Raw genomic sequence first — 18,319 nt, 5'->3', positions numbered from 1 at the left:
ATGGCTCATAAGAATAAGACCAACTACAGCCCCTATAAAGCCCGCCAAGAACAGCGCCAAAAAGGCCTGGGCGGCACGACCTTGCAAACAGGGCCGCAAATGGGGCGCCATAAAAAGCCTGAACTTATTTATGACCTGAATGAGGCCAATGATCGTCTTGCGGATGTCTTCCGCAATCACGATTTCACGATGGTGAATCACGACCAACGCCTGCAACTGGCGCATTTCTACCGCCTCTTGATGCTCAATCAAGAAAAAGAGAACTTCACTCGCCTGCTAAAACTTCGTGATATTGCTATCAAACACTTTATCGATAGCATCATCATCATGAAGTACACCAAACTTCAGTTTCCTCTTTTGGACGTGGGTACGGGGCCTGGATTTCCGGGAATCCCTCTGAAAATCATGAACCCTGATGAACAGATTCTTTTGGGTGAAGGCGTGCAACGTCGCGTGGAATTCCTAAAACACGTGCGCTCTGAAATGAATCTTAAAAACTTGGACATTCTGGGACGGAATATCAATAAACACTGCGTGTATCCCGTCAATGGCGCCATCACTCGGGCGGTTGAAGATATCGGCAATACATTGAGCAACGTCATGAGCTGCCTGCAACTCGGTGGCCGCGTTTACTTTATGAAAGGTCCTGGCGTTGATCCTGAAATCGCCGCCGCGAAAAAAGAATGGGGCGAATACTATAAGCTCGTCGAAGATACGGCTTACACTCTTCCCAACACGCCTCATGAACGCCGCCTGGTTGTTTATGAAAAAATCAAAAACATGCCTTTGCCTGAGGAAGACGAAGGCGAAGAACTTTTGTTTGACGAACTTTCTGGTGATGAGAAAAGAAGATGGAGCCAATACAAGTGAGCTCTTCCCTTTTACCTTCTTTAACTATTGCCCGCCTGCAACTCCGTAAGGGAGATTTGCATGATGCACGCCTTTCTGCGGAAGAAGCTCTTCAAGATGCTTTGCTTTTGCAAGATCGCACGCAATGGTTGGAAGCGGCTCGTTTGTTTTTCCAATGCAGCCAGGAATTGGAAGAAATCAACATGGCTCAACCAGTTATGGATGAAGTCTGCCAATTTCTGCGTTCAGGCCCTGAAGAGATTCATCAAGCCCAAGCGGAAACCTTGATTGGCTCTTGGCTTTTAGCTCAAGGAAAAATGGAAGAAGCCCAAGGCTATATCCACTCCGCCATTGCCAAAGCCACGCAAGCGCGCGATTTGAATACCTTAGCTCGAGCTCTTGTGATCTTAGGCTTGGCTCTCTCTTTTGATCCTGCAAATCAGGGATTGGCTCTTCAGCAGTTTGATAAAGTGGATGTGATCTTAGCAGAAATAGAAAATCCCGAGATCCAATTGAACGCCAAAACCTTGCGTGGCTATATCTATACCCAAAAAGCTCAGTACGACCGTGCTTTGGGTATTCTTTGGGAAGCCTATGAGCAAGCAAAACTGCATGGCTTTCATCTTTCCGTTTCAAGCATCTTAGCGCAATTAGCTCGAGTCTATCGCGATCAAAAGCACGAAGAGCAATACAAGATTTATGCAGAATTGGCCCTTAAAGGGATCGACCAGACAAAGTCTCCGCGCCTGTATAAATTGATCTCGCAAGTATGTCCAAAAGGTATTGAAAGTTTGCGCCCTCAGTACGACTTCCAAATTGATGAGGCCTCTCGCCTGGTTCAAGAGAAAGTCAAAGGACCGATTGATTTTAAAAATCAGCACATCCTTTTTGATCTGGCTTTGTTGTTCATAAAAAATCCAGGTCAGCGCTATTCCAAAGAGGATTTGGTCGCAAAAATCTGGGGGCAAATTTACGATCCAGATCTTCATGACAATTTGATTTATGTCTCGATCAAACGTCTGCGTACTTTGATCGAGCCTGATCTTGAAAGTCCTCGTTATATTTTGCGAGACCGCAAAGGTTATTATTTTAATCCACAGTCCGTTGTGCAATTTAAGAACTTGGAGGAAGCATCTCTATGAAATTCCTAACCTCTCTTCTTTTAATTCTTTTTACTTCCTTTGCTTTTGCAGGTCCCGGTGACGGCCCTATCGTTCCCTGGCCAACCAGTGTCGTTCGTGAAGCTATTTGCATTGAAGACATTCAAGGCGAATGGGTGGCTTACGCGCACAACTCAGTCTGGTTCATCAACATTGCGCAAACAGACATGGAGCCAGAGCGTTCGACGATTGAAATTAAGTCTGCAGCTCTTTTCACTCGCCAGGCGGCAGGATGGTTGATGTCTGCGGATAGAATCTTCTGGGGTGAGTTGACAATGGATGCAACCCACCGTTCGGCTTTCGTGATCTTCAAAGATGTCGAAGGAACGAAACTTCGCCTGGCTAAAGGCAACGGTCGCTATCTGGATCTTAAACTTTACCGCACGAAATAAGGATCTAGGCACGTGATTGAAATCAGTTCCAAAACGAATGACCACTTCAGACGCTGGGCGGATTTAGCTTCCGCTCGCGGCATTAAGAAGCACAATGAGTTTATCCTTATGGGGGAAAAACTGATTGAAGAGTTTTTGGAAAATCCTAATTTCAAAATCAAAGGTGAAATCGTTCATGAGGATCTAAAATCCCTGACTTTGACGGCACCTGCTTTACGCGGGCAGAGAATTCCTGTTTTTAAATTACCGAAAGCTCTTTTTAACGAAATCGATATTGTGGGCACTCACTACAATCTTTTGGTTTTAGAACCTAAAGAGATCAGTGCCTTATCTTCTGAAAACCCCCAAGGCTTGGAAGTTGTTTCCCCTTTAGGTGATCCTTCTAATCTGGGAGCTCTTGCTCGTTCGGCTTTGGCTTTTGGTGCTAGCAAAATGATTTTGACGGAAGAAAGCTGCAATCCCTATCATCCTAAAGCGATCAAGTCTTCGGCGGGAGCCTTGTTAAAGCTTCCTCTTTTTAAAGTCGGTAAATTCGCAGAATTTGTTGCTGGCGACGAAGAGGTTTACGCTCTCGACATGAAGGGCGAAAATGTCGCCACTTTCAAATGGCCTAAGAACGTGCGCCTAGCTATTGGCGAAGAAGGCCCTGGTTTTAGCGGACTCAAAGGTCTTAAAAGACTTTCAGTTCAAACTCAAGGCGTTGAATCACTCAATGCGACCGTGGCTGCCAGTATTGCTCTTTTTAGCTATGCGTCTTCTTTAAAATAACTATTTGCACAGCAAGGATTTGACATCATCCTCAGACACTTGCTTTGCAATATCGCACATCTTTTGATCCACAAGTCCGTAAACATCCCAACTAGAGAAAAGCGTATCGGCGCGACCTTTCACAACACCGAGTTGTTTCCACTGAGTTCCAATTCTCACAAAAAGTGGCGCGCCACTATCTCCCGCCTGAACGCGAGATTTCGATTTGGATTCTAAATTACCGGAGCCTCTAGAGAGCTTATCAAGCTTTGCCATTCTTTTGGTGTCGTTCGTTATGATCTCTTCAAATGGGTTGATTGTCACAACCGTAGGCCAGTAATTCAAAACTTGGGGCAGAACACCCGCAAGTTCTTTGGCAGAGACGACAGAAGTAAAGCTGAAACCTTCTTTAAGCGGCAAAGCTTTTTCAAAGATCACGACCGCCACGTCTTCCGCGGGACCAATTCTTAAGCGCATTCCTGCGGAATCCAAACGACGTTTTAAATCTTGCGTAAAGAAAAACTGCGCCATGATTCTTTCACGAACAATCGGAGCATAACCAACGCGGCGTTTTTCACCTGTCGGGGTGTTAACGTAGCGATACTCCCCGACCTGAATATCAATTTCACGGGACTTGCGTGCTTCAGCGACATACACGCAGTGAGCTGCAGTAACCATCACACGATCTGAAATCAAGTTCCCATTACAAAACCCTGAAACCTCTTCCTGGGCTTCAGAATCATATTGGGTCGAACTATAAAAGACGACGGATTCAAGCTCTGCGGTCTCAGCTGGAATGGCATTCGTGAGTGCAAAGGATTGCATGCTCCATAAAAGAATAAAAAAGAGTCCCCTCATTACTCCCCCTCTATAAAGAGGCCTATTGCAGAGCCTTTAGGGTGTCACCAAAAAAATCACTTCAGATCTAAATAATACTGGCGATCCTTTGTAGAAAGCTTCTCTAAAGAGTAGCGAAGCATTGTCCTTGGCATTTTTGAAGCATATTTATCTAGGAATCTACGCAATTCTTTCTCGCTCACGCGTTTTCCCATTTCTCTTAGCATCCAACCTGACGCCTTATGAATGAGATCGTGTTCGTCGTTTAATAAGATCTTGGCAATTCGAAGAGTGTCTTTGGACTCACCCTTTTTGATAAAATGAAAAGTTGAAAGCATCGCGATTCGTCGCTCCCACAGGCTTTCGGATTTGGCGAGTTTTTGAAGGACCGTGCGATCTCGCTCATAAAGATACGCGCCGACAATATATTCTGCCGACGTATCCACCAAATCCCAGTTGTTCACGTACTTTGTATTTTTCAAATAGATTTTATAGATCTTTGTCTGTTCTTTTTCGTCCGCTTTTCCAAAACGATTGGCAAGAATGATCAGGGCGATCAGCCGCTCTTCGTGAATCTTTGATTTCAAAAGGGCTTCAATATCCTTAAGCGGCTCAGAGAAATATTTTTTAGCAAATGCCCGCGACTGCGGCACACTAAGACCAATAAAGACATCGTCTGCCCCGTACTCGCCGGGACCGGTTTTAAAAAATCTTTGGAGATTTTTAGAGCGCGTTGAGTTTGCTAGCTTACGAATGTCTTTTTGAATTTCTTTAAGCATGGAAAAAGCGTATCAGTTCGCTTTTTCCTTAACAAGGAATGAGTTTTTCTAAAACGTCTTGGGACGGTTCGCGATCCCACAAAGAAAGAACATAACCGCCACCACCGGAACCTGTGGGTTTCACGGCCAAGGCACCGTGTTCACGAAGCCACTCGATATGCTTTGCTGGAGCTCCTTCATTAAGACTCCATTGTTCAAAACACTGACCCGCAAGATCAATAGCTTCCGCCAACACCGGAAGACCTTCCTTTGCGTCCATTTTCAGAGCGCGCTCGGCGATATCCACCGCCTTCCCCATCTTGGAATCGATTTTTTCACCCAGACTTGGATTTTTAAGGATCAAGTCTTTCACTTTATTAACGGCATCAACGGTGACGCCTCTTTTGCCGGAATAAGAAATATACCAGTGCGGCTTCCACGTTGTTTGCAACGACTTACGCTCGCCATTACGAATGAAGTAAAGACCTTCGCCCGAAAGAGCCACGGCAATATCCACACCACTGCTTTCGCCGTGAAAAAGATTTTCCAAGTTCCGTGCGAACTCGTAGTATTCGTCTTCTTTCACATAGCCCAAAAATCCCAACCAGCGAGTCAAAGCAACACAAAGAGCTGCCGAAGCCCCCATACCTGCACCCACAGGAATAGAAGACTCCAATAAAAGAGTCCCTTTTAAATCTGTGCGCGAGATTTTTTTAATTTCGCAGGCTTTTTCCAAAACACCCCAAACCAAAAGCTGCAAATCTTTACCATGATCACCAATAAGACGCAGCTCTAAGGGATTGTCTCCTTGAGAATAACTAAGTTCTAAATTGCGCGATTGAATAGGAAACACCAATGCCGGAACACCACGCAAAACCGCGTGTTCCCCAGCCAGAATCCACTTCCCAAAAGCTTTGCACGTAAAACTAGTGGACATTTTCTTTTACGCCTTCAAAAGCAAGGATCTTAAAGTTCTTTTTAAAGTGCTCACGATATTCTTCAAAAGATTTTTTCTGATCATACCTAAAGAGCATATGCACGTTAGCACCGGCATCCATTGTTACCAATGGACCGTCTTGCCACTTATTCCAAAGCTTCTGACAGTCTTCGAGGACCGCTTTTGATCCTGTCGTCATATAGCTAAATGCAGGCTGACTTGTTTCAAACAAACGGTGCATATCGATAAACTCATCCCAGACAATTTGGCGAGCCATGTGCCAGTCATTGAATTGCAAAGCTTGTGATAAATCCGCAAGACGCAATTCTGCTCTTTCCGGACGTCCATGGAATCTTGGACTTGTCGTTACAAGTTTATGAGCGTCAGAACTAGACACTTCTTTTTTCGAATCTTCAACCACCACAACAATGTGATGAAGATGCGTCAAAGGCAAACTCATAGGTTGTGCGTATTCTTCTTTCCACAAAGCCCAAGGAGCAAAAAGAGAACGACATGAAGAACCTGAACCCTGTCTAGAAAGTTCCGACAAAACCTTCTTATCTGCACCCCAAGGTTGCGGGTTGATCTTTTGAAACATCTCAGCCGCCGCCAATGTCAATGCGGCAAAACTCGAAGCAGAGCTGGCAAGACCGCAGTCTGAAGGAAAGTTGTTAGCGGATTCAATCAGGAAGCTTTTATTCACTCCCCATTTTTCTTTAAGGTTTTGCAGATGCTTGATAAAACGCTGCTGCCCTTTTTCAGAAAGTTCGATCTTCTCAAGATCTTCACGCACTAAAGGCTTCCATTGATCTTGATTTCCGTCGATTTCAGTCAGACGAACAAAAGTCTTTAAATTCTCAAGAGTGTAAGACAAAGAAGCATTGGTCGGTTTATTTCCCGTGCCTTCAATCTTTCCCATATACTTGATTAAAGCAATATTCGACGGAGCAGAAACTAAAACTTGATTCATAACGAGCCTCGAACCTGAAGTCCTGAAGAGATTTTCCCAGAAGAAGATAAAATAGATAGAGAGTGTTGCAGGCAGTAGTCCTTCAAGTCCTGGCTTTCACCTTTAGCGGTGACCGCCAAAACCACATCAGCTCCCAGGGCGCCACAGCCCTTAGCTGCTTTCACACCTTTTAAAGCAGTTACTTTTGTCAAAAGATCTAAAGTCTCTGGCAGAGTAAAGCCCAAGTCTTTAAGAGCTTCGGCATAAGACTGAACACCTTGCACAAAAAGATCACTTTGTTGTTTTTCAAAGGACTCACGAATCACGGCAAAACTTTTCTCTAAAGAAGCGGAATCAAAATCAGCCAGATTCTTAAGATGTTCGTGAGTTGCAAGTTTATTACCCGTGTGGATTAAGAAAAATTCCAAATTCTCAAAGGGCCAGCTTTTTACAGAAATCAAACCTTGGCGTTTTTCAAAGAAAGTCAAAGCGCCTTTAAGCTGCCCGACTAAGTCGGCTCCACTGGGACGACGGCCCACTCCACTCCAGGCCACTTCGTAATAGGCCTCTAACATGTGTTTAAAGTCGAGAAGCTTTTCCATATCCTGGTGATGAGCTTCTTTATTAAGCCACAAGGCATAGACCGCTAAAAACTGCGCCGTCGAAGCTCCGAAGCCTCCGCGGCCCATATAAGGATCTAAAAAGTTAAGATCAAATTGCGAAAAATAGTCTTCATGCTTTTGCATAAAAAGACCCGCAGGTGAGTCTTTGTGAATGACCCCTCTATTGCCCGTGCCTTTGATAACCTCTAACTCAAAACAAGGTTGAGAAAGAAAAACCAGCGCCGGCCCTCCATGAAGGGCCAAGTATTCACCGGCAAGAAATGTTTTTCCAGGAATTGTGAAGACCAAAGCCATACCACACCTCTTAGGAGTGATGTTGCGGCGTCGAAGAAGCTCTTTGTGTTGAACGAAGCTCTTTTAAGACGTCAATCGCGTTACTTAAAGAAATGCGTTTACGAACAGCCAAGATCTCTTCGAGTTTCTTTTGCACAAGTGGGATTTCTTTTTCTTCCGCACCCGCACCCAAAGCCAGATTCTTCGTATGAAGTTTCATGTGGCCTTCGATGATTCCGACAGTGGTTAAAGCTTTCAAAGCGCCTAAGTTTTGCACAAGGCCCACAGCCGCAATCACGCGCGAAAGTTCATTCGCTGAAGTCGTGCCCAGCATTTTCATACACATCATCGCTGTTGGATGAAGAGTCGTTACCCCACCCACAGTGCCTACGATCAGTGGCGCCTCAAAGATCCCTTTAAGTCCGCCTTCACCGTCACGGAACCAACGAGTGATAGAACGATATTGACCGTCACGAGCCGCATAAGCGTGAATACCCGCTTCAACCGCGCGCCAGTCATTTCCAGTCGCAATCAAAATAGGATCAATCCCATTGAGCACACCTTTGTTATTGGTCGCTGCACGGTAAGGATCTTGTTGCGCGAATAAAGAAGCTTCTTCAATTTTTTCGGCAAGTTCAGGATCAATATCTTTGATGTGAACCGTGGCACGAGTGATTTTAGAATCCACAAGGTTTGAAAGGATGCACATCGTGACCTTTTCACCCGTGAACTGCTCAATCGGTTCTTTCAGATATTCGCAAACTTGATTCATGATATTGGCACCCATCGCATCACATGGGTCCATCAAAACGTGAACGACTGCCATGTCCGTACCGTCTCCACGGGGAACACGACGAACTTGGATATCACGAACTCCGCCACCACGACGAACAAGTCCGAAAGCCACTTCACGATTTGAGATTTCAATGAGATAGTTTTTCTGCGCAAGAATTTGTTTTTCAAAAGCTGTGAAGTCTTTGATTTTTGCGCATTGGATTTGTCCGATGATCTCGTTACCTACCACCTCTGTTGTGATAGAGCCTGATTCACGAATCCACTTTGCTGACTTACAAACAGCGGCCACGATAGAAGTTTCTTCCACGGCCATAGGAATCACAAAGTCTTTGCCGTCGATACGGAAGTTCGTTGCAACTCCCAAAGGGAGTTGAAAATAGCCAATGACGTTCTCGATAAACTTTTCACCTAAAGCTGTGTCACGCAATCCGCCCTTCGCGATATAATCAGCGTCGGAGTCATGAAGAACACCCACTTCCATCAGGGCTTTAAGTCTTTCCTCGCGGGAAAGTTTTGAGAAACCTTTGAAGATGTCTTGGAGCTGTTTTGTCATTACATCACCCTCTTTGTTTGAAGGTCTTTAAGAGTTCTTGAACCCGTACAGAACATCGTGATCTTAAGTTCAAGTTCCAGTTTATTAAGAAGCTCTTCCAAAGCTCCATCCCCAGTGAGAGCCGCTTCCAAGAAAGGTTTTGCAACCCCTACTTTCGCAGCTCCGAGAGCACATAACTTACCAATTTCTAAACCATTTCTTACGCCACCAGAAGCCCAGATTTCATAAGGCACACGAGCTTCCTTCGCATTGAGCATCGACTGTACAGTGCTAATACCCCAATCCGAAAACGTCTGAGCTACTTTGTAAAGCATCTCATTTTCCTGAGAGCGGTAGCCTTCCACTCGGCCCCAGTGAGTTCCGCCTTTGCCACTCACGTCCACCGCAAAGATGCCGGTGTTTTCCAGTCGTTTCAGAGTTTCTTTTGAAAACCCACAACCGACCTCTTTCACAATCACTGGCACATTCACCATCTTCACAAGATTTTCAATGGCGTTCAGACCATTTTTAAAATCGCGAGTTCCTTCAGGTTGCAAAGCCTCCTGAAGTGGATTGAGGTGAACAAACAATGCCACAGCTTCGGTAGATTCGACAAGACGACGAACCTTATCAATCGGAGATTTAATGAGCTGAGCGATTCCAATATTGCCAAGGAGTCGTGCCTTCGGTGCTTGTTTGCGCACGCGAGTCCACTCTTCGGCCGCATTGGAATCATCCAGTTCGCGACGTTGTGATCCGACACCCATCAAAATTTGGCGACGGTCGCTGAGTCTTGCTAAAGCTTCATTGATTTCACGGCCCTTCTCATGGCCCGCAGTCATAGATGAAATGAAAATCGGAGAAGAAAGAGGGATTGCATCCCCATTAAAAACAAAAGAGGTCGAAATATCGACCTCTTTAAAATCCAGATCAGGCAAAGCCTCATGAATCAATTCGATCGAGTCCAATCCATTTTGTCCATCGGTCTGAGACCTTGGATCCAGCGCGATCCTGATATGATCGCGCTTTCTTTGTTCAAACTGGGAATTAGACTCGTTCACTCGGCGGCTCCTTCAAACAGAGCTTTGGCCTACGCCAAACAGTTAATCTGGCGTTGTCTTACGCCAACGCGTGTTTGCAAAGTGCAGTGAATGCCGCTGCATCGTTGATAGCAAGGTCAGCCAAGATTTTACGATCTACTTGGATGCCAGCTTTAATCAAACCACCGATCAAACGAGAGTATGTAGTCCCGTTCAAACGAGCTGCTGCATTGATACGTTGATTCCACAATGTACGGAAGTTACGTTTGTTAACTTTACGATCGCGGTAAGCGAACGCCATACCACGGTCATTTTTCTCTACCGCGTGGATGTACGCGCGAGAACCAGCTGAATAGTAACCTTTTGCTCTTTTAAGAACTTTTTTGTGACGAGCACGATTTGTTTTACCACTTTTTACACGAGCCATTTTCTACCTCAAATTTAGTGTACATCTTCGAGCTTCTGCCGAAGTACGTACGGAAAAGACATTAAATTTTAAATTAAATCCTAGAATACCAAACAACGACGAACTTGAAGCATGTTTGCATCTTCAACGTATGATGTTTTACCTAGTTGTCTTTTCGTTTTTGAGCTCATGTGTGAGTTCAAGTGACGCATGCGAGTGCTTTTTTTCTTAACTTTGCCGCTTGAAAGAACTTTCAAACGTTTTTTAGCGCCTGAGTGTGTGCGCATTTTCATAGTAATACCTTCCACCGATAAGGCGTCTCTCCCGATAGGGACAGCTCTTAACCATTGCCTTAGACAGTCATAATTACGGACTCATCGTTTTAGGTCGATTAGGGGGTAAAATCAAGCTTTTTTAGGGGTTTAGAGGAATTTGCGGGACTTTCCAGGAAGCCCTCTTCAAAACTTCTTTTCCCTTTGATTTCAATAATTTAAGGTACATTTTAATTATTTATAAAGCCAGCACTCTACTTCTTTGATAGAAGCCTTTGCATAAAAAAGAGGCTCTTTTGCCCGCAAAATCGAATAGGAGTTCGTGTATGAACAAGGTTCTTGGTCTTTTCCTTCCGTTTCTTATTGCTCTTTCTGCTTCTGCAAGTGAATCGCGAGTCTTTCAGAAAACCAATAGCAATAGTGCCTCTGTCAAAATTGAGACAGAGAGTAAGGAAGGAACTCAGGCCGCTGTCTACGTCGATGGTGAAGAAAACGCGCAATTCATCAACATGCTTCTTGATGATCCGTCGTCACGCCTCAGTGTTTTAAGAGGACAGATTGAACAAGAACACTGTCAAACGAACAGTGCAACTCCAGATGGCTGGATTGAAGGTTGTGGCGGAGTTGAAGTCACTGAAGTTGTGCGCACTGCTTTTGGTCGCGGCGGCTGGATGCAAGGTGGAGCTACATATACATTCTTTGTGGGCTTCCGCACCGCCGGCACTGGTCATATCTTTGAGTCCTCTTATATGGTCAATTTCAGCGAAGAAGTTGACGCCGATGTTGATCAAGACATGAAGTACTTGGGCTCTGTGACAAAGAAACTCGTTCTTGGAAAGATCGTGAGACTTCCAGCACATTAAGAATTGATAGATGCCTCGGGAGATGACAGACTTTCCGTCATGAAAACATCCGAGATCTTAAAAAATTTCCGCGCTTATGATGTCGAGCACTTTCAAATTGAAACTTTGAAAATTGAAAGTGCTCTTCTTAAAAACAATCCCCTTAAAGATCCTACTTCCCGCTTTAATGCCCTTTTGATTCCGCGCTCGGAAGGCCCTTGGCCCGTCGTTGTCGTACTGAGCGGCTTTAGTGGCAATGCTCCTTATTATTTTAATCCTAAATTCCACGAACAAAATGCTGTGCAAGTGATTGATCAATGTTTTTCTCGCGGAGAAGCTCCGGAAGCCCTCTACGTTTTTGTCGATGCACTGACCTCTTGGGGTGGTTCGCAGTTTATCAATTCGGCGGCGACGGGAAATTATGAAGACTACATCATGCAAGAACTTATTCCCGCAGTGAAAGAGCACTACCCTGTTTCCCACAAAGTCAGTGACTGGTGCGTGACCGGAGGTTCTAGTGGTGGATATGGATCTTTGCATTTAGGCTCGAAGCACCCTGAAGTGTTTGGATACATCGGAGCTATTGCGCCGGATTCATTTTTTGAAGCAAGCCTTTTGCCTGAGCTGTATCAGGCGCTTCCTCTCTGGGAAAAATATAAAGAGTCAGGATTGCGAGCTTTGGAAGAACTTCGCAATGGCAAACTTATGAAAATGCGCAACTGGCACACGATTGTAAATGCCTTTGGAATGGCTGCTTGTTATTCCGCGAAAGGAACTCACGGGGATTTTCAATTTCCTATTGATACACACACGGGAGAAAAAATTCCCGGGATTTGGCAGAACTGGCTTGCGAAAGATCCTCTGCACTTTCTCCCGGAGCGCATTGAAAATCTTAAAAAACTTTCAGGTCTTTATTTGGACTGTGGCTCGAAGGACAACTTCCACTTGCAATATGGATCTCGCCAGATTTCAAAAATCTTGAAGTCCCATCATGTTCTTCATGAATACGTTGAGTTCGATGGAAATCATTTTGATATTGGCGAGCGCCGCCCTGAAGTTTGGAAGTGGCTAACCGCCCAATGGCGAAGCTAAGACTGATTATCTCGTGCCCGACGAGCTGGTAATAGGCGCAGGTGACGGCATTTGAATTTCGGGAAGACGCCCGCACTTGCCTGTTAAGAGACCTGTGCAAACCAGCCCGACATGAATTGTCTTTACTAGAACCGAGGGGCCTGCCACTTGTTTGTAGGCCACCATTTCGCGAATTTTCTCTGCAAGGTCCTCATTGGAGAGACGACGTGGATCGAACTCCATTTTCAGAAGACCTTTTTGTTTAAGCTTTAAAAGCTCTCTGCGAATGTTTCTAAAAATCGGCTCCATGTCGGATCGATACTTGCGATCTGCCGCTAAGAATTCATTGAGCGCTTCGATAAGATCTTCGAGATCTCGTTCATCAATAGTTTGTACTGTGGATTCATTTTCAGTCGCACTGTATTTGGTGTCTGATGAGTTTCCCGTCGTCGCCGAAGCGCCGAAGGAGAATATGAAGATAAGAAAGAGGATAAAGGAAGAACCCATGTGCTGCTATGCCCTTTCATCAATTCTAGCAAGATCGACTTCTGGGAGAAAAGGTATTTTATAAAAATAGGGACGCCAATTTGCGGCACCTATATGAAGCATTTATAACAAAATCCTCCCAAACCCTTTTTGTCCTCCCTTTCCTTAAATCGTTTGTGGATAGACCATTGAAAGACCTTGGAAAATCCTCGCGTCTCTATTCGAAACAATGGGCTTACCACGTTCCGCGAGCCCCTTTTTGTCACTTTTCCGCTCTCCGAAAGAGCAACCCCGACCTCCCCCATTTTTCCTGGCACCCTAGTTGCTCTTAAGACCTCAGGATTTACCGTTGGAGGATTATTATATGGAATTCCTATTGTCACTTGGTCGCGGCTTTACTTCAGGCGACGCTATTTGGATGTGGACGATTTTGGCAGCTCAGGTTGTTTCAATCGCTATTATCGCAGAAAGAGTTTTAGCCCTCTTTGTTGCACGTAAAACCAATCAGAAAGATCTTTCTAAGGTTCTTGCCGAAGACATTCGCGCTGGAAACTTGGATAAAGCATTGCGCAGATCTCTTCAATTGGGCACGAAAGAGCCATTGGGAGTTGTTGCTTCCGCTGGTATTCAGGCCGCAATGGATATGGGTGGTAAAGAAGAAATCCAACTTAAAATGGATGAAGTTCTTCTTGAAGAAAACTCGCGCGTTGAAAAACGCATCGGCTTCTTGGCGATGTTTGCCAACGTAGCTACTTTGTTGGGTCTATTAGGTACAATCACTGGTTTGATCCATTCATTTGCCGGTATTTCAAATGCAAATCCCGCTGAAAAAGCGACGATTCTTTCTCAAGGTATCTCCTTGGCGATGAATACGACAGCTTACGGTTTGATCGTAGCGGTTCCTGCTTTGATCATGTACGCGGTTTTGCAAAACAGAGCGTCTCGTTTGACGGATGATCTTAATAAAGGTGCTTTGAACCTTTTCATCCAACTTGGTTTCCACTACGAGCCAGTATCTACAAAAAAAGAAGTTCCTGCTAACGCTGGGAGATAGTCATGAGCATGATGGGCGGCGCCGGTGATGGCGACAAAGATTTGAACTTTGAACTTAATATTCTACCGATCTTGGATATTTTGTCGGTTCTTATTTGCTTCCTACTCTTAACTGCAGTTTGGATTCAAATCGGAACAATCGACACACGCCAGGCGATTGGTGATAACTCCGTTGCTGGAGCTAAAAATCCTCCTTCCTTGTATATCACGGTAAACACACAAGGAGCGGTTCAACTTTCTTTGCGCGATCTTCCAGGTGCCAAAACCTTTGATACCAGCATCAAAGGATCTGGCAAAGGTGTGAACTGGGCCGTCCTTGAACAAAAGCTGCAAGCGCTCAGAGACAAGTTTCCGGATCTTAAAACCGGAATCGTTCGTCCGGAAGCGCAAGCTTCTTACGGCGACGTGATTCGCATCATGGATAAACTTAAACAGTTTCAATTTGATGGAGTGGGCTTGTCCCCTCTTGGGTAGGACTTATGAAAACATCGTCCTTTACACACGTAGGTAAAAAAAGATCCCCTTTAGGTGATTTACAGAACCTGAAGCCGGGAATGAAAAAGAAAAAAGGTTCAGCTCCGGGTTTGGCTTTGGCGCTGCCTTTGACTTCTTTGATCGACGCTTTTTCTATCATCGTTATCTATCTTCTTATCGGTACGCAAAACAGCGGCATGGAGTCGAAAATTCCTTCGAAAATGAGCTTGCCGATGGCGGAGCACAGTGTGGGAATTGAAAAAGAAACTCCTATTTTGACGATTCAAAAAGGCGTTTACCGTTTGAACGACGAAGTGGTTCCCGTGAAAGCTTTGAGCGATAAACTCACAGAACTTAAAAACAAATCTCAAGAAAAAAGCATGGAACTTTTGGTTCAGGCCGATCAAGAGATGAAATACGAGGACCTGGATCCTTTACTCAGAGCAAGTTCTGAGTCGGGCTTCGAAAAAATGAAATTTGCGGTGGTACCTGCACGATGAAAACACTTAACGACATCCTTATTCTTGGCGCTTTCTTTACGGGAATCTTGAGTTCTCCTCAAGCCTTTGCTGATAAAATGAATGCAGAGACTCAGGATCTCGTTATCAAAAAAATGGAAAGAGTTCTTTCCGCAATGGAAAAGTCAGACGGCGCTTGGCTTTCAAGCCAACAACGTCTGGCCGACCTTCTTTCTGAAAGAGCCCGCACGCGCTTTATGTTAGAAGTCGAAGCAAACTGCGATGGCTGCAAAGGCTCTAAGGATGACCGCCAAAAGGCCGTCAAAATCTATGAATCCATTCTTCAAGAAGTAAAAGTCAACGAACACGGCCCTATCCTTTTCCAATTGGCTCACTTGTATGAAATGGCCGGACAAGTTGACAAGGCGATCTCTCTTTACGAAAGCATTATCAAAGATGCTAAAAAGAAAAGTATCTCGGCAGAGATCGTGACTCGTTCCCGCGTGGGCTTGGGCGACCTTTTGTTCCAAAAAGGCCGTTTTGCTGAAGCTCGCGAAAATTATAAAATCGCTCTTAAAGATAAAAATCTTCAAAATCGTTATTTGACGATTTATAACGTCGCTTGGTGTGATTTCAATACAGATAATTTGAAATCGGCGATTGCGACTTTGGAAGGTCTTTTGAAAGACCCGACACAAATCACTCGTGAAACAGAAGAAGGCAGCAAATACGATGCTCCTTTTCATACAGACGTTTTGCGTGACCTGGCTTCGTTCTATACGAAACAAGATGTCACAACTCGTGAGATCAATACATTTGAAAACTTAACTCCGGTAGATAAACGCAAAGACTTGATGCTTTACTTTGCCAAAGAAACAGACCGTATCGGTCAAAAGAAAGCCGCTCAAGAAATCATGAGCCGCTACCTTGCCGATGCTGCTTTGACAAAAGAAGAACGCGTTGAAGCCTCTATCCAGTTGGCTCAGATCAACTACGATCGTGGTCAAACTAAAGAATCTGTAAATGAATTCTCTAAGGCCGCTGTGGCTTTGCAAAAATCTGGTTGCTCTGGCGATAAGTGTGAAGAGTTGCAAAAAACGATGAAACGTTATGTAACGGAACTTCACCGTTCTAAGAAATTGAATCCGGACCAGGATTTGATGAATGCTTATTTGACGTACAATAAGACGTTCCCACAAGACATGGAAATGACTCAACGTGGAGCTAACGTCGCTATGGAGTTGAATAACTTCCCAGTGGCTGTGGCTTTGTACCGCACTGTGAGCGAGAGCCGTGAGTTCTCGGCCAAAGAACGTGAAGAAGCTTTATTGAATGAAGTTTCTGCGGCTGAAAAATCCAAGAACCCTGCTCTGCAAAAAGAGGCTTATGTTCATTACTTGAAATACGCTTCTAAGAGCGAAAAATCTTTCGAAGTTAGATACCAATTGGCTTACTTGGGCTATCAACAAAAACAATTCGCTCAAGCCGCGGAGGACTTTGAAGACCTGGCTAAGGACAAATCTGGTAAAGCGGACCTTCGTAAAAAAGCCGCAGACCTTTCTTTGGACTCTTTGGTTCAAACGAAAAATGAAACAGCATTGGAAGAATTGGCTTGGGATTACTCTGAGATCTTCCCTCAAGCTCGTGCTGAGTTTGAAGGTATTGCTCGTAAATCTTTGATGAACAGAGTGGCCCGTGTTGCCAATGACTCTCGCTCTAGCAAGTCGGATCTTAAGAAAGCTTTGAATAGCTTGGATGCTCGCAAGATCCAAACAGCTAGCAACCAAGAAAAGATTCTTTTCTATAACAACCAAAGCGTTCTTGCGCAAAAATTGGGTGAAGAAAAAATCTACGTTGAGGCTTTGGCGTCTTTAATGGCCATTCCTGGTTTGACGAAAGACCAACGCGAAAAAACTTTGGAGCAATTGACGGGCTTCTATGAAAAACGTCTGGACTTCAAAAACGCTTACGCGACAGCGCTGCGTCTTGAAAATCCAAAAATTTCTGAAAAAGAGAAAGAATTTCGTCTTGGAACTTTGGCGGACCTTGCGGGGCTCAATGCCTCTAAACACTACCGCAAAGCTTTGGATGCGGGCCTTCTTGGCGAAAGATCTTTGATTGTTCGCTCACGTTTGGTTCTGACTTCTGAAAACCCCGCAAAAGAACTTAAATCTCAAGCTCGTGATTTAAAACAAAGACCGGCTCTTTTGAATGAGACGACTTTGTTAGTTTACGCACAAACTGGCGATGAATCTGGTTTGAAATCAGTTCTTGAAATGAAGGAGCTTCGTCGTCAATCCGCTCCCCTTTTCGTTAAGAAACAAGCTTTCTATGGAAAAGTTCAAAAAGAGAAAGCCTCTATTGCTTCTCACCAGTTGAACTCCAGCAAAGACCGTTTGTTGCAAAAGACCATTGCAGAACGCGTGGCTCTTTTGAAGAAAGCCGACAAAATCTTAGCTGAAAGTTTGTCTTTGAAAGACGTGACAGCACAAATGATGGCTTTGAATTTGGTTTCATCTGAAAACGAACGTATGGTTCGCGACCTGGCAGGTTTGCCAATGCCAGCGGGTTTAACTCCACAAGAGCAAAACCAATACATTTCGCTGCTTAAAGCTCAGTCAAAACCTTTCTTGTACAAAGCGAGAGTGGCTCAGCAAAAACAACAGGAAATTTGGAATAAATCTTCGGCTTTGGCGCAGACTCTTAAGGATTTCCAAACAGCACGCCCAGAGCTTCGTAATTTGCTTGCCCGTGAACTTACTTTGCTGAACGAAATTCCTGGAAAAGGTGCGATGAAAAATGCGTTGGAAGACGCTTTGGATGAAAGACCTTTTTCGTCACGTGATCTGATCGCCGCACGCAATACAGTGGCAGAAGACCCTATGAATCCACGTAACATTGAAAAATTGAAACAGATCGAGACGAAAATTGGCCATCCACTTATGCCTGCATACTTGGAAGCTCGTTTAAGCCATCTACAGAGAGGAAAAAGCTTATGAAATCAGTGATTTCTTTGGCCCTCATTTTGCTGTTATCCCATATGACTTTTGCCGCCGGAAAACCTGCAGAGAAAAATGCAAAACCGGCGACAACAAAAAGACAGCTTGGAACTTCGTTTAAATTTAACGGGTCCTCGCTCAGAGGTAAGTACCAAAGCTCCATGGGTACGGCAGCGACGGTAGAGAACGATAAACTTTTGGAAGATCTTTTAAAGGGCAGAACTCAGTTTGAGGACCGCCAAGAAAAAGAAACAGAACGTAACTAACAGGCTGATCAAAAAGATTCAGCCGCAAGGCGGAGGGCCTTATCTGCAACGCAGGCGTACTGTAAGTACGTCGGAGTGAAAGATAAGACCCGACAACGCA

General features: G+C 44.7%; 21 protein-coding genes. 11 read left to right on the top strand and 10 right to left on the bottom strand.

The genetic code is table 11. The annotated features are described in order from the left end of the window. Genes rsmG through ACL934_RS08230 form a run of 4 tightly spaced genes read left to right on the top strand, consistent with a single transcriptional unit; the run spans nucleotide 1 to nucleotide 3,169 of the window. Complete coding sequence (rsmG, locus tag ACL934_RS08245) at nucleotides 1-870, top strand: 16S rRNA (guanine(527)-N(7))-methyltransferase RsmG (RefSeq protein WP_413613308.1); 870 nt, start codon at nucleotides 1-3, stop codon at nucleotides 868-870. Then, on the top strand, nucleotides 867-1,991 hold the full coding sequence (locus ACL934_RS08240; protein WP_413613307.1) for a winged helix-turn-helix domain-containing protein: 1,125 nt from the start codon (nucleotides 867-869) through the stop codon (nucleotides 1,989-1,991). Before rsmG ends, ACL934_RS08240 begins: the two co-directional genes overlap by 4 nt. Then, the gene (locus ACL934_RS08235) at nucleotides 1,988-2,401 is read left to right on the top strand and encodes a hypothetical protein (RefSeq protein WP_374079785.1); all 414 of its coding nucleotides are present in this window, start codon (nucleotides 1,988-1,990) and stop codon (nucleotides 2,399-2,401) included. The genes ACL934_RS08240 and ACL934_RS08235 overlap by 4 nt, the downstream gene beginning before the upstream one ends. Nucleotides 2,402-2,413: 12 nt before the next feature. Next, the gene (locus tag ACL934_RS08230) at nucleotides 2,414-3,169 is read left to right on the top strand and encodes a TrmH family RNA methyltransferase (protein ID WP_413613306.1); all 756 of its coding nucleotides are present in this window, start codon (nucleotides 2,414-2,416) and stop codon (nucleotides 3,167-3,169) included. On the opposite strand, the gene ACL934_RS08225 is transcribed toward ACL934_RS08230, so the two are convergent. The 9 genes from ACL934_RS08225 to rpmI form a co-directional block, all read right to left on the bottom strand. After that, entirely contained in the window at nucleotides 3,170-4,006 is an 837-nt protein-coding gene (locus ACL934_RS08225; protein WP_413613305.1) for a trypsin-like serine peptidase, read from the bottom strand. Nucleotides 4,007-4,062: 56 nt separating this feature from the next. Further along, nucleotides 4,063-4,764 (bottom strand): DNA alkylation repair protein, encoded by a 702-nt coding sequence (locus tag ACL934_RS08220; RefSeq protein ID WP_374079778.1) that lies wholly within the window; start codon nucleotides 4,762-4,764, stop codon nucleotides 4,063-4,065. Nucleotides 4,765-4,792: 28 nt separating this feature from the next. Further along, nucleotides 4,793-5,680: a mevalonate kinase gene (locus ACL934_RS08215; RefSeq protein WP_374079775.1), complete on the bottom strand. Its 888-nt coding sequence runs from the start codon at nucleotides 5,678-5,680 to the stop codon at nucleotides 4,793-4,795. Further along, nucleotides 5,670-6,650 carry a diphosphomevalonate/mevalonate 3,5-bisphosphate decarboxylase family protein gene (locus tag ACL934_RS08210; RefSeq protein ID WP_374079772.1) on the bottom strand — a complete coding sequence of 327 codons (981 nt, stop codon included), beginning with the start codon at nucleotides 6,648-6,650 and terminating at the stop codon, nucleotides 5,670-5,672. The genes ACL934_RS08215 and ACL934_RS08210 overlap by 11 nt, the downstream gene beginning before the upstream one ends. After that, nucleotides 6,647-7,546, bottom strand: coding sequence for a hypothetical protein (locus tag ACL934_RS08205; RefSeq protein WP_413613304.1), 900 nt, complete (start codon nucleotides 7,544-7,546; stop codon nucleotides 6,647-6,649). The genes ACL934_RS08210 and ACL934_RS08205 overlap by 4 nt, the downstream gene beginning before the upstream one ends. A 10-nt stretch (nucleotides 7,547-7,556) precedes the next feature. Then, the gene (locus tag ACL934_RS08200) at nucleotides 7,557-8,873 is read right to left on the bottom strand and encodes a hydroxymethylglutaryl-CoA reductase, degradative (RefSeq protein WP_374079766.1); all 1,317 of its coding nucleotides are present in this window, start codon (nucleotides 8,871-8,873) and stop codon (nucleotides 7,557-7,559) included. Then, complete coding sequence (fni, locus tag ACL934_RS08195; RefSeq protein ID WP_374079764.1) at nucleotides 8,873-9,913, bottom strand: type 2 isopentenyl-diphosphate Delta-isomerase; 1,041 nt, start codon at nucleotides 9,911-9,913, stop codon at nucleotides 8,873-8,875. Before fni ends, ACL934_RS08200 begins: the two co-directional genes overlap by 1 nt. A 58-nt stretch (nucleotides 9,914-9,971) precedes the next feature. Continuing rightward, nucleotides 9,972-10,319 (bottom strand): 50S ribosomal protein L20, encoded by a 348-nt coding sequence (gene rplT, locus ACL934_RS08190; protein WP_011164103.1) that lies wholly within the window; start codon nucleotides 10,317-10,319, stop codon nucleotides 9,972-9,974. A gap of 80 nt (nucleotides 10,320-10,399) precedes the next feature. Next, nucleotides 10,400-10,591, bottom strand: a complete 192-nt coding sequence (gene rpmI / locus ACL934_RS08185; protein ID WP_011164102.1) for a 50S ribosomal protein L35 — start codon at nucleotides 10,589-10,591, stop codon at nucleotides 10,400-10,402. Nucleotides 10,592-10,896: 305 nt separating this feature from the next. Here rpmI and ACL934_RS08180 point away from each other — a divergent pair, with 305 nt between their 5' ends. Together ACL934_RS08180 and ACL934_RS08175 are read left to right on the top strand one after the other, a co-directional pair. Beyond that, a complete protein-coding gene (locus tag ACL934_RS08180; RefSeq protein WP_413613303.1) occupies nucleotides 10,897-11,433 on the top strand; it encodes a hypothetical protein in 537 nt (178 codons plus the stop codon). Nucleotides 11,434-11,472: 39 nt separating this feature from the next. After that, nucleotides 11,473-12,504 carry an alpha/beta hydrolase gene (locus tag ACL934_RS08175; RefSeq protein WP_413613302.1) on the top strand — a complete coding sequence of 344 codons (1,032 nt, stop codon included), beginning with the start codon at nucleotides 11,473-11,475 and terminating at the stop codon, nucleotides 12,502-12,504. 6 nt (nucleotides 12,505-12,510) lie between these two features. Here ACL934_RS08175 and ACL934_RS08170 read toward each other — a convergent pair whose 3' ends face one another. Then, complete coding sequence (locus ACL934_RS08170; protein WP_374079755.1) at nucleotides 12,511-12,990, bottom strand: hypothetical protein; 480 nt, start codon at nucleotides 12,988-12,990, stop codon at nucleotides 12,511-12,513. Between the two features lie 343 nt (nucleotides 12,991-13,333). Here ACL934_RS08170 and ACL934_RS08165 point away from each other — a divergent pair, with 343 nt between their 5' ends. From ACL934_RS08165 to ACL934_RS08145, 5 genes are read left to right on the top strand one after another with little or no spacing between them, the layout of a single operon-like run. After that, nucleotides 13,334-14,023 carry a MotA/TolQ/ExbB proton channel family protein gene (locus tag ACL934_RS08165; protein ID WP_374079753.1) on the top strand — a complete coding sequence of 230 codons (690 nt, stop codon included), beginning with the start codon at nucleotides 13,334-13,336 and terminating at the stop codon, nucleotides 14,021-14,023. 2 nt (nucleotides 14,024-14,025) lie between these two features. Beyond that, nucleotides 14,026-14,496, top strand: coding sequence for an ExbD/TolR family protein (locus ACL934_RS08160; protein WP_374079751.1), 471 nt, complete (start codon nucleotides 14,026-14,028; stop codon nucleotides 14,494-14,496). Between the two features lie 5 nt (nucleotides 14,497-14,501). After that, nucleotides 14,502-14,996, top strand: coding sequence for an ExbD/TolR family protein (locus ACL934_RS08155; RefSeq protein WP_374079749.1), 495 nt, complete (start codon nucleotides 14,502-14,504; stop codon nucleotides 14,994-14,996). Continuing rightward, complete coding sequence (locus ACL934_RS08150; RefSeq protein WP_374079747.1) at nucleotides 14,993-17,953, top strand: tetratricopeptide repeat protein; 2,961 nt, start codon at nucleotides 14,993-14,995, stop codon at nucleotides 17,951-17,953. The genes ACL934_RS08155 and ACL934_RS08150 overlap by 4 nt, the downstream gene beginning before the upstream one ends. Then, complete coding sequence (locus ACL934_RS08145) at nucleotides 17,950-18,219, top strand: hypothetical protein (RefSeq protein WP_374079745.1); 270 nt, start codon at nucleotides 17,950-17,952, stop codon at nucleotides 18,217-18,219. The genes ACL934_RS08150 and ACL934_RS08145 overlap by 4 nt, the downstream gene beginning before the upstream one ends. Nucleotides 18,220-18,319 lie beyond the last annotated feature (100 nt).

The organism is Bdellovibrio sp. HCB-110, assembly GCF_047323225.1.
Taxonomy (GTDB): domain Bacteria; phylum Bdellovibrionota; class Bdellovibrionia; order Bdellovibrionales; family Bdellovibrionaceae; genus Bdellovibrio.
This window is presented reverse-complemented; position numbering and strand designations above follow the sequence as displayed.

Coding starts and splice junctions, on each gene's coding strand:
- ACL934_RS08200 (WP_374079766.1), bottom strand. CDS start 8,873: ATGACAAAACAGCTCCAAGACATCTTCAAAGGTTTCTCAAAACTTTCC.
- ACL934_RS08165 (WP_374079753.1), top strand. CDS start 13,334: ATGGAATTCCTATTGTCACTTGGTCGCGGCTTTACTTCAGGCGACGCT.
- rsmG (WP_413613308.1), top strand. CDS start 1: ATGGCTCATAAGAATAAGACCAACTACAGCCCCTATAAAGCCCGCCAA.
- ACL934_RS08155 (WP_374079749.1), top strand. CDS start 14,502: ATGAAAACATCGTCCTTTACACACGTAGGTAAAAAAAGATCCCCTTTA.
- ACL934_RS08215 (WP_374079775.1), bottom strand. CDS start 5,680: ATGTCCACTAGTTTTACGTGCAAAGCTTTTGGGAAGTGGATTCTGGCT.
- ACL934_RS08160 (WP_374079751.1), top strand. CDS start 14,026: ATGAGCATGATGGGCGGCGCCGGTGATGGCGACAAAGATTTGAACTTT.
- ACL934_RS08205 (WP_413613304.1), bottom strand. CDS start 7,546: ATGGCTTTGGTCTTCACAATTCCTGGAAAAACATTTCTTGCCGGTGAA.
- ACL934_RS08175 (WP_413613302.1), top strand. CDS start 11,473: ATGAAAACATCCGAGATCTTAAAAAATTTCCGCGCTTATGATGTCGAG.
- ACL934_RS08170 (WP_374079755.1), bottom strand. CDS start 12,990: ATGGGTTCTTCCTTTATCCTCTTTCTTATCTTCATATTCTCCTTCGGC.
- ACL934_RS08180 (WP_413613303.1), top strand. CDS start 10,897: ATGAACAAGGTTCTTGGTCTTTTCCTTCCGTTTCTTATTGCTCTTTCT.
- ACL934_RS08235 (WP_374079785.1), top strand. CDS start 1,988: ATGAAATTCCTAACCTCTCTTCTTTTAATTCTTTTTACTTCCTTTGCT.
- rpmI (WP_011164102.1), bottom strand. CDS start 10,591: ATGAAAATGCGCACACACTCAGGCGCTAAAAAACGTTTGAAAGTTCTT.
- ACL934_RS08145 (WP_374079745.1), top strand. CDS start 17,950: ATGAAATCAGTGATTTCTTTGGCCCTCATTTTGCTGTTATCCCATATG.
- ACL934_RS08210 (WP_374079772.1), bottom strand. CDS start 6,650: ATGAATCAAGTTTTAGTTTCTGCTCCGTCGAATATTGCTTTAATCAAG.
- ACL934_RS08150 (WP_374079747.1), top strand. CDS start 14,993: ATGAAAACACTTAACGACATCCTTATTCTTGGCGCTTTCTTTACGGGA.
- rplT (WP_011164103.1), bottom strand. CDS start 10,319: ATGGCTCGTGTAAAAAGTGGTAAAACAAATCGTGCTCGTCACAAAAAA.
- ACL934_RS08225 (WP_413613305.1), bottom strand. CDS start 4,006: ATGAGGGGACTCTTTTTTATTCTTTTATGGAGCATGCAATCCTTTGCA.
- ACL934_RS08220 (WP_374079778.1), bottom strand. CDS start 4,764: ATGCTTAAAGAAATTCAAAAAGACATTCGTAAGCTAGCAAACTCAACG.